At 63.2% G+C, this 13,763-nt stretch carries 11 protein-coding genes; 5 read left to right on the top strand and 6 right to left on the bottom strand.

Going from position 1 to position 13,763, the window contains the following annotated elements; all coding sequences use genetic code 11:
* Positions 1–32 precede the first annotated feature (32 nt).
* Both EPJ54_RS19855 and EPJ54_RS11875 read right to left on the bottom strand, forming a co-directional pair.
* Entirely contained in the window at positions 33–173 is a 141-nt protein-coding gene (locus EPJ54_RS19855) for a hypothetical protein (RefSeq protein ID WP_167755696.1), read from the bottom strand.
* Positions 174–396: 223 nt separating this feature from the next.
* Positions 397–1,692, bottom strand: coding sequence for a dicarboxylate/amino acid:cation symporter (locus EPJ54_RS11875; RefSeq protein ID WP_135211922.1), 1,296 nt, complete (start codon positions 1,690–1,692; stop codon positions 397–399).
* Between the two features lie 133 nt (positions 1,693–1,825).
* Between EPJ54_RS11875 and EPJ54_RS11870 the strand changes: the two genes are divergently transcribed.
* Positions 1,826–3,946 carry a PQQ-dependent dehydrogenase, methanol/ethanol family gene (locus EPJ54_RS11870; RefSeq protein WP_135211921.1) on the top strand — a complete coding sequence of 707 codons (2,121 nt, stop codon included), beginning with the start codon at positions 1,826–1,828 and terminating at the stop codon, positions 3,944–3,946.
* A gap of 18 nt (positions 3,947–3,964) precedes the next feature.
* On the opposite strand, the gene EPJ54_RS11865 is transcribed toward EPJ54_RS11870, so the two are convergent.
* Both EPJ54_RS11865 and EPJ54_RS11860 read right to left on the bottom strand, forming a co-directional pair.
* On the bottom strand, positions 3,965–5,584 hold the full coding sequence (locus tag EPJ54_RS11865) for a long-chain fatty acid--CoA ligase (RefSeq protein ID WP_135211920.1): 1,620 nt from the start codon (positions 5,582–5,584) through the stop codon (positions 3,965–3,967).
* A gap of 65 nt (positions 5,585–5,649) precedes the next feature.
* Entirely contained in the window at positions 5,650–6,981 is a 1,332-nt protein-coding gene (locus EPJ54_RS11860; protein ID WP_135211919.1) for a cytochrome P450, read from the bottom strand.
* Positions 6,982–7,093: 112 nt separating this feature from the next.
* Here EPJ54_RS11860 and EPJ54_RS11855 point away from each other — a divergent pair, with 112 nt between their 5' ends.
* Both EPJ54_RS11855 and EPJ54_RS11850 read left to right on the top strand, forming a co-directional pair.
* The gene (locus EPJ54_RS11855; protein ID WP_135211918.1) at positions 7,094–7,906 is read left to right on the top strand and encodes an SDR family NAD(P)-dependent oxidoreductase; all 813 of its coding nucleotides are present in this window, start codon (positions 7,094–7,096) and stop codon (positions 7,904–7,906) included.
* A gap of 39 nt (positions 7,907–7,945) precedes the next feature.
* The gene (locus EPJ54_RS11850; protein ID WP_135211917.1) at positions 7,946–8,740 is read left to right on the top strand and encodes an acyl-CoA thioesterase; all 795 of its coding nucleotides are present in this window, start codon (positions 7,946–7,948) and stop codon (positions 8,738–8,740) included.
* Here EPJ54_RS11850 and EPJ54_RS11845 read toward each other — a convergent pair.
* Both EPJ54_RS11845 and EPJ54_RS11840 read right to left on the bottom strand, forming a co-directional pair.
* Positions 8,737–9,474, bottom strand: a complete 738-nt coding sequence (locus EPJ54_RS11845) for an MBL fold metallo-hydrolase (protein ID WP_135211916.1) — start codon at positions 9,472–9,474, stop codon at positions 8,737–8,739. The genes EPJ54_RS11850 and EPJ54_RS11845 overlap by 4 nt on opposite strands.
* Positions 9,475–9,532: 58 nt before the next feature.
* Complete coding sequence (locus EPJ54_RS11840) at positions 9,533–10,249, bottom strand: TorF family putative porin (protein WP_135211915.1); 717 nt, start codon at positions 10,247–10,249, stop codon at positions 9,533–9,535.
* A 554-nt stretch (positions 10,250–10,803) separates the two neighbouring features.
* On the opposite strand from EPJ54_RS11840, the gene EPJ54_RS11835 reads away from it, so the two are divergent.
* Both EPJ54_RS11835 and EPJ54_RS11830 read left to right on the top strand, forming a co-directional pair.
* Positions 10,804–12,000 (top strand): serine hydrolase domain-containing protein, encoded by a 1,197-nt coding sequence (locus tag EPJ54_RS11835; RefSeq protein WP_167755694.1) that lies wholly within the window; start codon positions 10,804–10,806, stop codon positions 11,998–12,000.
* 122 nt (positions 12,001–12,122) lie between these two features.
* Positions 12,123–13,718 (top strand): ABC-F family ATP-binding cassette domain-containing protein, encoded by a 1,596-nt coding sequence (locus tag EPJ54_RS11830; RefSeq protein WP_135211913.1) that lies wholly within the window; start codon positions 12,123–12,125, stop codon positions 13,716–13,718.
* Positions 13,719–13,763: the final 45 nt, after the last annotated feature.

Genomic DNA, 13,763 nt, shown 5'->3' with positions numbered 1-13,763 from the left:
GCCAAGTTCATCGCAGGGAGCTTTGCGATGACTTATGCGATCTGGTTCAGCGTGCTCATCGCGAAGGGCGCTGCGGCCATGAAGGCGAAGAGCAAAGCGTAAAACTTGGCGACGGCCGGCTTGGCGGCGGTGTCGAAGCTGGCGGCGGCGGCTTGGGCGGCTTGCGGATGCATGATGTTTTCCCTCGGCTTTGTATTGCGGCTTAGGCGACGATCTGAGCGGCTTGGTTCAGCGTCGCGTAGGCGAACGGCGCGAACGTCAAAGCGGCGATGATCAGGCTGTAGAACTTGGCGGTCATTGGTCTTGCTCCCGGAAGCCCATCGCTTCCATGAGCAAGACCCTATGCTCGTCTGATCTGAGCCGCCGTGACTCGCGTCACATCAAACCACCTTTGACCTAGATCGTCGGTTCGGGGTCTTTCTCGCCGCGTGAAACAACCGTCGCGACCACGAGATCGCCGGTCACGTTGAGCGTGGTGCGACACATATCGAGGAAGCGGTCGACGCCGAGGATGAGGCCGATGCCCTCGGGCGGAATGCCGACCATCACCAGGATCATCGCGATCACGGGCAACGAGCCTGCTGGCACGCCGGCCGTGCCGATACCGCCGAGGATGCAGACCAGCATGACGATGACCTGCTGGCTGATCGAAAGCTCGATGCCGAAGAATTGCGCTAGGAAGAGCACCGTGACGCCCTCGAACAACGCCGTGCCGTTCTGATTGGCGGTGGCCCCAACAGTCAGCACGAAGCGCGCGATCCGGCGCGGCAAACTGAGCTCGGTCTCCGCGGCGCGCATCGAGACGGGGAGGGTGGCGTTGGACGATGCAGTGGAGAAGGCCACCACGATCGGTTCGCGCACGTCGCTGAAGAATTTAAGCGGATTGCGACCCGCGAGCAGCCAGATGCAGAGTGGATAGACGACGAACATGTGGATCGCCATCGCGCCGACAGCGACGCCCACGAACGCAGCCAATCGGATTAGCAAATCCCAACCGAACAATGCCGCCAGATTGAACATCAAGCAGGCAATGGCGATCGGCGCGAGTTTGATGACGATGTTGATGAGCTTCATCATCACTTCGAAAATGCCCGCGATGGTCAGCTGCAGCTGATCCGTCGCCGGCGAACGCACCAGCACCAGGCCGATCCCGAACAGCAGCGCAAACACCATCACCGGCAAAACGAGATTGGCGCTCGCAGCTGCGAAGACGTTTTGCGGAATGAGATCGAGGAAGAATTGACCGAGCTGCACGCTTTCGGGCGCGTTCTCGACAATGCCGGCCGCACCCTCCGCGCCCTGCGCCAGGAGTTGTTGTGCAAGTGCGGGATCGACGCCGTCGCCCGGTCGCAGCGCATTGACCATGCCCAAGCCGATCAACACCGCGATGGTCGAGATCACGACCGTCATCAGCAGCGTCTTCCAGCCCACGCGGCCGAGCGCGCTCAAATCGCCCATTTCCGCAACGCCAACCACGAGCGCGCTGAACAAAAGCGGCAGCACGAGCATGAACAGCAAGCGCAGGAAGATCTGCCCAAGCGGCCCGGTGACATTGCTCGTCAGCCAAACCACCCACGGCTCCTCGCCGCCGATATTCATGTTTACCCAAAGACCAGCGCCGAGGCCGATCGCAAAGCCCAGCAGCATCAGCACATGGAGCGGGATGCCGCCCTTTTTTGTCGCCTCGGTCATCGCAATCCCCGCAAATTCTTGTCCTCGTGGCTAGCGACGTAAGCGGAGGGGATCAAGCGCACTGTGAGTTCCGTGAGCTAGACACGTCATCCGCCGAGGCGTTGAATGCTCCAAAACACAAGAGGGAGCGGTCATGAGACGAATGGCGGTGGCGTTTGCCACAGGTGTCGCTTTGGCTTTGGTTGCTTGCGGGCCTTCGGGGCCCGCCGCGGTGAGCGAAGCGCGGATCGTCGGCGCCGATAGCGAGCCCGGCAATTGGATGAGCCACGGCCGCACCTATTCCGAAGATCGCTTCTCGCCGCTCACCGACATCAACGCGGGGAATGTGAGCCAACTTGGCTTGGCCTGGACCTACGAGATGCGCATGCCGCGCGGCGCCGAAGCGACGCCGATCGTGGTCGATGGAATCATGTACGTCACCTCCGCGTGGAGCATTGTCTATGCGCTCAACGCCGCGACAGGGGAGGAGCTTTGGGTATTTGATCCCGAGGTGCCGCATGAGCGTGGCGCCTCGGCCTGTTGCGATGTTGGCAATCGCGGCGTCGCGGTGTGGAACGGCAAAGTTTATGTCGGCACACTCGACGGTCGCTTGATTGCGCTGAACGCGCGTGATGGATCGAAGGCCTGGGAAGTCGTCACCGTCGATCAGTCGCGCCCCTACACCATCACGGGCGCGCCACGCGCCGCGCGCGGCCTCATTTATATCGGCAACGGCGGCGCGGAGTTTGGTGTACGCGGTTATGTGAGCGCCTATGACGCCGAGAGCGGCGATCTGCGCTGGCGCTTTTATACCACGCCCAATCCGACCGAGGCCGACAACGCGGCATCTGACTCTGTACGCGACACCGCGCTCGCCACGTGGAATCCGACGGCCGGCGCATGGCTTGAAAGCGGCGGCGGCGGGACGGCGTGGGATGCGCTGGTCTATGACAACGAAACCGACACGCTCTGGATCGGCGTCGGCAACGGCTCGCCGTGGAATCGCGACATTCGCTCGCCGAACATCGAAGGCCGCAACAACGACAACCTCTTCCTCTCCTCCGTCGTTGGCGTCGATCCCGACACCGGTGAATACAAGTGCCATTACCAAGAGACTCCAGGGGAGACGTGGGACTACACCGCGACCCAGCCGATCATTCTGAGTACGCTGCAGATCGCCGGCCAAGAGCGGCGCGTGCTGATGCACGCGCCGAAGAACGGCTTCTTCTATGTCATCGATCGCGACGATTGCGGACTCATCTCCGCCGGCTCGATCGCGACCCAAACGTGGGCAAGCGGTGTCGATATGAGCACCGGCCGTCCGATAGAGAATGCCGAAGCGCGCTACGCGTCAGGCACTGCGATCGTGCTGCCGTCGCCATTCGGTGCGCACAATTGGCATCCGATGTCGATGTCGCGCGACACGGGCCTCGTTTACATTCCGGTCCAAGAGCTGGCGCAGGACTACACCGCCGACCCGGCGTTCGTGTATCGCCCTGGCCGCTGGAACACCGGCACGGTGCACGCAGCCTTGCCGACGGATCGCGCCACCCGCGCGGCGATCCGCAACACGATGAACGGCTTCTTGCTCGCGTGGGACCCGGTCAATCAACGCGAAGCCTGGCGTGTGCCGCTCGGCACGCCGTGGAATGGCGGCACGTTGGCGACGGCCGGCAACCTCGTTTTCCAAGGCACGCTCAACGGCCGCTTCCGCGCCTACAACGCGCGCACCGGCGATCAGCTTTGGGATTACGATAACCAAGCCGCGACCATGGGCGGGCCGATCACGTACGAAGTTGACGGCGTGCAATATGTCGCCTCGCTCGCCAGCTACGGCACGCTTTGGTTCTTGCCGGTCGGCTTCGGCATCGCCGATCCGCCGAGCGAGCCGGTGAATGCGCGCGTGAACGTGTTCCGTATTGGCGGCACGGCGACATTACCGACGCGCGAATTGGTGCGTCTGCCAATGGAGCGCCCGCCAACTTTACGCGTCTCGCAAGCAACGATCGCGCGCGGCTCCGCCGCGTACGGCGCCTTCTGCGGCGTCTGTCACGGTTCGGGTGCGACTTCGGGCGGCGTGTTGCCTGATCTGCGACGCGCGCCATCGCTGCAAGACGCGAATGTGTGGCGCGACACCGTGCACGGCGCCCGCGCCGCCAACGGCATGCCGGACTTCACACAATGGGTCAGCGTCAGCGACGCCGAAGCCATCCGCGCCTATGTCGCGAGTGAAGCGCAGGTGCTTTACGCGGAAGAGCGGGCGCGGCCGAACTAACGCGCACGCCTACGCCGGTCAGCGCATCAGCTGATCGGCGTAGCGTTGGCGCAGGACTTTCTTGTTGATCTTGCCGGTCGCGGTGAGCGGGATCGTGTCGAACAGAATGGCGTCCGGCGTCCACCATTTGACGATGCGTGGCGCCAAATAAGCGCGCACATCGTTCTCGCTCACGTTCGCGCCCGCGTGGGTTTCGAGCACCAGGATTGGCCGCTCCTCCCATTTGGGGTGGGGGACGCCAACGACGGCGGCGATGCGCACGCCGGGGCAGGCGACCGCGACATTCTCCAAATCGATTGACGAAATCCATTCGCCGCCAGATTTGATCACGTCCTTCTTGCGGTCGGTGATGCGCATGTAGCCGAAGGCATCGAGTGTGGCGATGTCGCCGGTGTCGAACCAGCCATCGGCGTCGGCGACGTCTTTTTCTCCGCGATAATAACGCTGGATCGTCCACGGCCCGCGCACCATGAGCGCGCCGGAGGTTTCGCCGTCGTGCGGGGCTTCCGCGCCGTCGTCGCCGACGATCTTCAGCTCGATGCCGAATTGCAATCGGCCCTGGCGCGTCCAGATCGCCTCATCGAGCTTCTCTTCGCCGAGTGCGGCGAGCGCGGGCGTCGGAGTTGCGATGACGCCGAGCGGCGCGGTTTCGGTCATGCCCCAAATCTGCAGCACGCGGACGCCGTAATCTTTCTTGAAGGTCTCGGCCATTGCGCGAGGCACGGCCGAGCCGCCGATGACGACGCGCTGCAGCTTGCCGGGCGTTTCGCCGGTTTGTTTCAAATGCGCGAGATACATGGTCCAGATCGTCGGCACGCCGCCGGAGAACGTCACGCCTTCGTTGACGATCAATTCCTGCAAGCTCGCGCCATCCATGCGGTCGCATGGCATCACTAATTTGCAGCCATTAATCGGCGCCGCGAACGGCAGACCCCACGCCGACGCGTGAAACAAGGAAGAGCAGGGCATGACGACGTCGAATGCGTCAAAGCCGAATGCGCTGTTCAGCCCCGACGCCATCGCATGGAGCACGATGCCCCGATGCGAGTAGAGCACGCCCTTCGGATCGCCGGTCGTCCCTGACGTGTAGCAGAGCATCGCGCCGGCGTTCTCATCGATACTGGGCCAAGCGAAGCCATCGTCTTCGGCGGCGAGCAAGTCTTCATAGCAAAGTGCGCTGATCGCGCCCGCTTCGTGCGTGCTCTTTTCGCTCAACATGACGAACGTCTTCACCGTCCTCATGCCGGGCCGCAACCGCTCAACGAGGGCAAGGAAACTCTTATCGAAGAGCAGAACCTCCGCCTCGGCGTGGTTCAGAATGTATTCGATCTGCTCGTCGAAGAGGCGCGGGTTGACCGTGTTGAGCACGGCGCCGAGGCCGGGCGCGGCGTAGAAGAGTTCGAAGTGCCGATGCGTGTTCCAGGCAAGCGTCGCGACACGATCGCCAGATTTCACGCCCAAGCGCTGTAGCGCCTTAGCCGCGCGCTCAGCGCGGTTGAGCGCGTCGCGATATGTGAGACGTATCATTGGCTCTTCGATGAGCCTTGAAACAATCTCCACGCCGCCATGCGCGGTCGCGGCGAATTTGAGGATGTCGATGATCTGCAGCGCTTTCGGCTGCATCAGGCCAGGGATCATAGGTCGGTGCTCCGCGCGCAATGTGCTCCATCGCGCGCGGGCCGCCAAGGGAGGAGGGCGGGCGCTCAGCCGCCCAGGCGCACACCCAGTCGCGAAATCGCGTGCACGAAATTGTTCGGCGCGATGTCAATGTCGCCAGTCCAAGTCGCACTTGGATAGCGACCTAGGATTTGGCGATAAGCCTCCTCAAGCTGAATTTGTGCGACCCGTTTGCCGAGACAGACGTGCGGGCCGTAGCCAAAGGCGATGTGCTTGTCGGCATTTGCGCGCTCGACATTCAGCGTGTCGGGGTTGTCGAACATGGACGGATCGCGATTGGCGGCGCCGTAATACATCAGCACCTTCTCGCCCTCGGCGATCTCTTGGCCGGCGATCTCCGTGTCCCGCGCGGCGGTGCGGCGCATATAGATCACGGGGCTGACCATGCGGATGAATTCGTTGGCCGCATTGACCATGAGGTGCGGCTGGCTCGCGAGCTTGGCGCGCTGATCTGGAAATTCGGTGAGCAGGCGCATCGCGCCTGAGAGTGTGTTGCGCGTGGTGTCGTTGCCGGCGAACACGATGAGCAGCCAGGAGCCGTCGAGGTATTCGTCGGCCAGCAACTCGCCGTCGAGCTTGGCGTTGGCGATGGCGGTCAACAAATCCTCGCGTGGTTCGGCGCGGCGCTTCTCCAGAATGTCTCGGCCATACGCGAACATCTCTTCGACGTTTGTGTTGAAGGCGCCGATGAAGCTCAGCAGGTCAGGGGAGAGCTGAAGCGTGCCGACGCGCTGCTGCATGGCAAGATCTTGTGCGCGCTCGAGATAGTGCATCCATTCGAGGAATTTCGGCCGATCCGGCTCCGGCACGCCGAGCAATTCGCATAACGTATAGAGCGGCAAGCGCGCGGAGAAATGCTCGACCATGTCGATGTCTTCGGCCGCGTGCGGAGCCATTGCGTCGAGCAGGTTGGTGACCTCCTGCGCGATGCGGCCTTTCAGCTTGTCCAAATATTTCGGCGTGAAGAACGCCATGTGCTCGCGGCGCAATTCGAGGTGCCACGGCGCGTCCATGTTGATCATGGCGTCGAGCGAAGCGCGCGTGAGCAGGGGATGGCCCTGCTCCGGCTTTGGCGTGCCCATCAGAATGCCGCCGCGTTGCGACGAGAAGGTTTGCGGGTCCGCGTTGACCTTCATCACATCGGCATAACGCGTAACGGCCCAGAAGCCTGCGCCACTAATGGGCTCATCTACCCACGCGACGGGCGCATGCTCACGCAGCTCGCGATAGAGCGCATAAGGCTGGCCCTTGGCATAGACATGCAGATCGGTAAGCGCGGACGCGTCAATCGCGCTCTGGCGCGGCGCGAAGTTCGGGCCGGGCCTGCCTTCGACGGCTGTCTGAGAGATCAATTGCATCGGGCGCTCCACGCATCTTTGGATGCGAACCTAGGCCGCTGTGCGTCACGTGCAAGCGTGGACGCCGCGTCAACTTTGGCGTTACATGCGCGCAAAGATGGAGAGGACCGCGATGTTCGAAGGCAAGATCTGGTGGATCACGGGCGCGTCGTCCGGCATCGGTGCGGCATTAGCGGAAGCGCTGGCCGCCAAAGGTGCGCGCCTGATCTTGTCGGGACGTAATGAAGCGGCGCTGCGCGACGTGGCGGCGCGTGTTGGCGGCGAGAGCTTGATCCTGCCGTTCGAGGCGACGGATTTCGCGCGCGTGCCGGATGTTGTGAAACAAGCTTGGGCGTGGCGCGGTCGTGTGGATGGCCTCGTCAACAATGCCGGCATCTCGCAGCGTTCGCTCGCGGTCGATACGGCCTTCGAAGTGTACGAGCGCATCATCGGCGTCGATCTCATGGCGCCGATCCGGCTGACGCAGGAATTGTTGCCGCTTTTAGTGGGCGCGGGCGGCGGACATCTGGTGGCCATCTCCAGCGTCGCCGGCATTGTCGGGGCGCCGCTGCGCGCAGCCTATAGTGCGGCGAAGGCCGGCATCATCGGCTATCATGACAGCGTGCGCGCGGAGACGACGCATCAGGGCATGAAGGTGCTCGTTGTCGCGCCGGGCTCGGTGCAGACCAACGTCTCGAAGAACGCGCTCGATGGTAAAGCGCGGACGCGCGGTTTCAGCGACACAGCGATCGACAATGGGATGCCGGCGGACGTCGCGGCCAACACGATTGTGGCCGCGCTGGAAAATGGGACGCGCGAGCTTATCCTTGCGGAAGGAATGGAGGCGATGGGCGCAGCACTTCGGCGCAGCAATCCCGATCAATTGTTCGATGTGATGGCGAAGCTGATTGCCGACGGGTACGCCAAGAAGCTCGGCGCGGAGTGACGCTTTGCTTTGCGCGCCCCGGGCGCCTATCAAGAACCTATGAGCTCGCTTGCTGAAGTTGTCGCCGCGCTGGCCCCGGAAGGGGAGAGCTTCGTGATTGATGCGCCTGAAGCGTGGGCGCAAGGGCGCACGCTCTATGGCGGCATGACGGCCGCGCTCGCTTACGAAGCACTGAAGCGCACGCATGGCGAGCTGCCCCCGCTCCGCTCCTCGCAATTCACATTCGTGGGCCCGGCCTCTGGGCGTTTGCGTTTCACATCGCCGTTGCTGCGGCGCGGGCGCTCGTCGGCGATCTTCGCCAGCGAATGCGTGAACGACGACGGTGCGGTTGCGCGCGCAGTGTTCGTGTTCGGCGGCGCGCGCGAGAGCAAGGTGGCGCACGATTATCTGACAGCGCCGGACGTCGCGCGGCCCGAAACGCTGAAGTCGTTCCGCAAAGAGGGCGAGGGCGCGCGTCCAGGGTTCTGGAATAATTTCGAGACGCGGCTCGCATCGGGCGGTCGCCTCTTGGAGATCGATGCACCCCGCCCGGAATTTGCAGTGTGGACGCGCTTCCTCAATGCCGGCGCGGCCGATCCGAACACGGCCCTGCTCGCCCTGGCCGATTGCTTGCCGCCAGCAGCGATGGTGCATTTCCCGCAGCCTGGCCCGATCAGCACGATGACATGGACGGTCGACGTGATGGCGCCGCCGGAGCGTCTCGACGCATGGCATTTGCTCTGGGCGTCAAGCGAGCAGGCGGGCGAGGGCTATTCGATGCAAGCGATGACACTGTGGGACGGCGCGGGCAAGCCGCTCGCCGTCGGCCGCCAAGCCGTGGCCATCTTCGTTTAGGTGTAGCGCTTCGACGTGCGTTGCTCGCCGATGTCGGTGTCCACCTTCTCGGCGCCCGCATAGCCGGTGATGTGATCGGCGACGAACGGATTGGTTTGGCGCTCGCGGCCGAATGTCGAGGTCGGCCCGTGGCCGGGCACGAACGCCATGTCGTCACCCAGCGGCCAGAGTTTTTGCGTGATCGAGTCGATCAGCTGCTGGTGATTGCCCCGCGGAAAATCGGTGCGCCCGATCGAGCCTTGGAACAAGACGTCGCCAACGAACGCAATCCGCGCGTCACGATTGTGGATCACGACATGGCCCGGCGTGTGCCCCGGCGTATGTGAAACATCGAAATTCACGCCTTCAAACTCGAGCACTTCGCCGTCTTCGAAATAGCGATCCGGCGTCACGTTGCGCAGGCCAGGCACGCCATAGCGTGTCGCGGCATCTTCAATCTGATCGAGCCAGAATTGATCCGCCGCGTGCGGGCCTTCGACGGCGACCCCCAAACGCTCGCGTAATTCATCCGCCGCGCCAGCGTGATCGACATGGCCGTGTGTCAACCAGATGCGTGTGAGCTTGAGGCCAAAATGGTTGAGCGCGCCGATCAGCTTTTCGATATCGCCGCCCGGATCGACGAAGGCCGCGTTCTTGGTCTCTTCGTTCCAGATCAGCGAGCAATTCTGCTGCAGCGGCGTCACCGGGATGATGCGGATTTGCAGCTTCGGCTGCTGGGGCTGAGCGTCGGTCATGGCATTTAGGTGTCGGCTTTAGCCGAGAGGCGCAAGCGCTGACGCTGCGAAAAGCGCGTTAGAATGCCCGGCCAATCGAGAACACGATTGTGCTCTCATAGCTGTCCGGGCCGTAGGTATAGGTCTCGATGTCGGAGCCGGCGTCGATGTCGTTGTCGTGGTAGCGCAGATCGAGGCTGAAACCAGAGAATTCATACACCGCGCCAACGTGCCAAGTGGCGTATTCGTCCTGATCGGCGGCGCCGAACGGCCCGTCTGGGTCTTCGATGCTTTGTGAGCCGAAGGCGCCGGAGAGCGTGAGGGCGTCGGTCGCGGCGTAGGCGGCGCTGATTTCGATGTAAGCGGCCTCGCCGGTCTCGCCATAATTGTCCGGCGCGAAATAGACGGCTGGGCGCAGGGAGAGCTTGTCGATCGGCGAGAAACTCGCGGCGGTCGAAAGCTCAATGTAATCGAACTCCGCGGCCTCGTCGTCGGCGCCCGGATAGAAATAGCCGGTGATGGCAAAGTCCCAGGTGATGGGGCCAGTTGTCGGTGTGACGCCTGCGTAGAGATCAAGCTCGACGCCATCGGTGACGTTCGACGCCCACGTGCCGGCATAGAAGAGATCGTTGTGCACCCAATCGAAGCCGCCTTGGATCGCGGGCGAACCGTCGGTGAGCGAAACGCCGCGAAACACGTAATCGCTGACAACGCTTACATTGGCGGTGAAGTCGCCCGCTTCCGCCACGCCAGCCGGCGTCAGCAATGCAAGCGTCGCTAAGCCCAATCGCTTCATGTTCGCGTCCCTCGATACCGCAGGAAGCTTGGCTGATTGGGTGAACAAGGGATTAAATCGAAACGTCCTACAAAAAATAACGAAGGCCGCCGAGGGGGAGCATCCTCGACGGCCTTCTTTGGCTCGCTCGTATGGTCGCGGGGAGCTACGCGACGATTTGAGCGGCTTGGCTGAGTGTGGCCATCGCCATCGGTGCGAACACGGCGCAAGCGGCGATCAGGGCGTAGAACTTGGTCATTGGGTTGTTCTCGAATTTGGGTTGGGCGGGGCCGATCAGGCGACGATAAGCGCTGCTTGGTTCAACGTGGCGAAAGCCATCGGGGCAAACACTGTGCAGGCGGCGATCAGGGCGTAAAACTTGGTCATTGGCTTTGCTCCTCAGGTCTCGAAGCGGCGTCGCTTCGATGAACAGAACCTACCTGCGCCCCACTCTTGGCGATGTGACCTCAGTCACGCCCGGCTCACCGGAGGCGATCGCTTGACTTGGGCCTGATCCCGGAACAACGGTTTGGCGCGGTTGAACGGGGGAAGGCTTGAACGGCGGTGGCGTAAGCGTGACACGCCGGCGCGTGGGCGCCGGGATCGCCGCCGTCGCCGTGACGGCGTGCGGCGCGCCGTTGGTCCAACAACAAGTCACCAACCAGGCGCCGCGCAGGCCGGTTGCGCCGCCACCCGCCCCGCCGGCGCAGCTCACCGAATTGGAGCTCACGCGCCTGCGCGAAATCACCGGCTCGCCGGCTCTGGCCGCAGCCGTCCAGGCCGAGTCCGGACCTGTGATCGGATGGGTGTCGGGCGTTCGCCGTCGCGGCGCCGATGATCCGGTGACCATTGCCGATCAATGGCATCTGGGTTCGATCACCAAATCCATGACGGCCACCTTGGTTGCGCGTTGTGTTGAAGCCGGTCTGATCGATTGGCTCGATACGATTGAAAACGTGTTGGGCGAATTCGTGCCGGAGGTGCGCGAGGAGTATCGTGGCGCCAATTTCCTTCATCTGCTCTCGCACCGTGCTGGCCTGCAAACCGATGTGATGGACGTCGGCATGCTAGGTTTGCCGCTGAGAGAGGAGGACGCGCGAGAAAGTCGCCGTGTGGTGGCGCGTTACGCGTTGCGTCAGGAGCCCGCCGGTCCGCGCGAAACCGCGTTCGAATATTCGCAGAGCGGTTACGTGATCGCGGCGGCGATGCTGGAGGCGAAACTCGGCGCGCCGTGGGAAGAGTTGATGCGCGCGCACGTGTTCACGCCGCTGGGCATGCAATCGGCCGGCTTTGGTCCACCCGGTTTGAGCGAGCAGGGCGCGCCGCAACCGGTCGGCCATGCGTCTTGGTTCACCCAAAGCATCACGCCGCACCCGCCCGGCGAGGGCATTGCCGATATCCCGAGCGCATGGGCGCCGGCGGGGTCAACGCACGCGTCGCTGCCGGACCTCATCGCCTATCTCAATGCGCACCGCGACAAAGCGGATTTCTTGAAGCGCGAGACGTGGGATTTGATGCACACGCCGCCCTTCGGCGGCGATTACGCGCTCGGTTGGTACCTCCGCAACGGCGGCCTTTGGCACAACGGCACCAATTCCATGTGGTACGCTGAAGTTTTGGTCGATCCTGTCGCGAAGAAATCCGCGGCGGCGGCATGCAATGATGGGCGGATGGAAACCGTGACGCCGATCGTGCACGCAGCGCTCATGAGCGCGGTGCGGCAAGACGAAATGAGCGTCGAACACGCGCGGGTCGTGCAGACGGCCGGTTAGCGCCTCTTGATGCGCACGCCAATCCGACTATCTTGAGCGCTCAGCATTGAAGGACGCGCGCACGTGAACATCGCCTGACAGCCAAACCCTTTGTCGGATTGCCTGCGGGAAATGTGCGTCTCATGTCGTCTATTGTTGTTTCCAAGCTCGCCTGGGCGTTGCCCGATGGCCGGCCTCTTTTCTCCGATCTTGATCTAACTTTCGGCGCTGAGCGCGCTGGTCTCGTCGGCCGCAACGGCGTCGGCAAGACTACGCTCTTGAAGATCGTCGCCGGCCAGCTTGCGCCGCGCAGCGGCTGCGTCAGCGTGAACGGGCGGATCGCGGTATTGCGTCAGTGTGTGCAAGTCGGCCCGGATGAAACCATCGCTGATCTTTTCGGCGTGCGCGATGCGCTGGCCTTGCTTGCGCGTGCGGAGCGGGGCGAGGCGAACGCCGATGATCTCACGCATGCGGATTGGACGCTCGAAGCGCGGTTGGCAGCGGCGCTGGCGCCATTGGGCTTGAACGCAGGAGCCGAAACGAAGCTCGCAAGGCTTTCCGGCGGCCAACGCACACGCGCAGCGTTGGCCGCGCTTGTGTTCGCGGAGCCCGATTTTCTCATCTTGGATGAGCCGACCAACAATCTCGACCGCGAAGGCCGTGCCGCTGTCATTGACCTTCTGGCCGAATGGCGAGCGGGCGCGATCGTTGTCAGCCATGATCGCGAATTACTCGATACGATGGATGCGATCGTGGAAATGACCTCCCTCGGCGCCACGCGCTACGGTGGGAATTGGAGCGCCTATCGCGCGCGCAAAGCGCTTGAGCTTGCCGCCGCGCAGCATGATTTGGCGGACGCGGAGAAGCGCGTGGTCGATCTCGCACGCACCGCGCAGGCCGCGATCGAACGTAAGGCGCGCAAGGACAGCGCTGGCAAACGCAAAGCTCTGCGCGGCGACATTCCGAAGATCATGCTCGGCGGCATGAAGGAGAATGCCGAGAACACCGGCGCTGAGCACGCGCGTCTCGTGGAAAAGCGACGTGAGCAGGCGGCGGCGGACGTCACCGCCGCGCGCGAGCGGATCGAGGTGCTACAACCGTTTGCGGTGACGCTTGCGCCGACAGGCTTGGCTGCGAGCAAGCAGGTGCTGCGCCTCAGCGATGTGACAGCGGGTTATGAGATCGGCGCGCCGATTATTCAGAACCTCTCGCTGGAGATCGTTGGGCCGGAGCGTGTGGCGGTGACGGGCCCGAACGGCTCGGGCAAGTCGACGCTGCTGGCGCTCGTCACCGGCGCGCTCGCGCCGTGGGCGGGCGAAGTGCGCGTCATGGCGCCTTGGGCGATGCTCGATCAGCGCGTCAGCATGCTCGATCCGGCGCTCTCCATCCGGGACAATTTCTTGGCGCTCAATCCGGGCGCGGACGAGAATGCGTGCCGCGCAGCGCTCGCGCGTTTCATGTTCCGCGCGGATGCGGCGTTGCAGATCGTTGGCACCTTGAGCGGCGGGCAGATGTTGCGGGCGGGGTTGGCGTGTGTGCTCGGCGGGCAGGCGCCGCCGCAATTGCTCGTTCTCGACGAGCCGACCAATCACCTCGACATCGATTCCATCGAAGCCGTGGAAGCGGGCGTGCGCGCTCATGACGGGGCGCTGCTGATTGTCAGTCACGATGAAACCTTCTTGGAAGCTTTAGGCGTCACGCGGCGGCTGGAAATGTTGTCAGGCGTGGGGAACGGTTAGCTTGGATTGACGTTCATCAGGGGCGCGCACTTTCACCCCCCGCCC

Source organism: Vitreimonas flagellata (assembly GCF_004634425.1).
GTDB classification, from domain to species: Bacteria; Pseudomonadota; Alphaproteobacteria; order Caulobacterales; family Aquidulcibacteraceae; genus Vitreimonas; species Vitreimonas flagellata.
The sequence above is the reverse complement of the archived record's forward strand: the minus strand, read 5'-3'. Positions and strand labels throughout refer to the sequence as shown.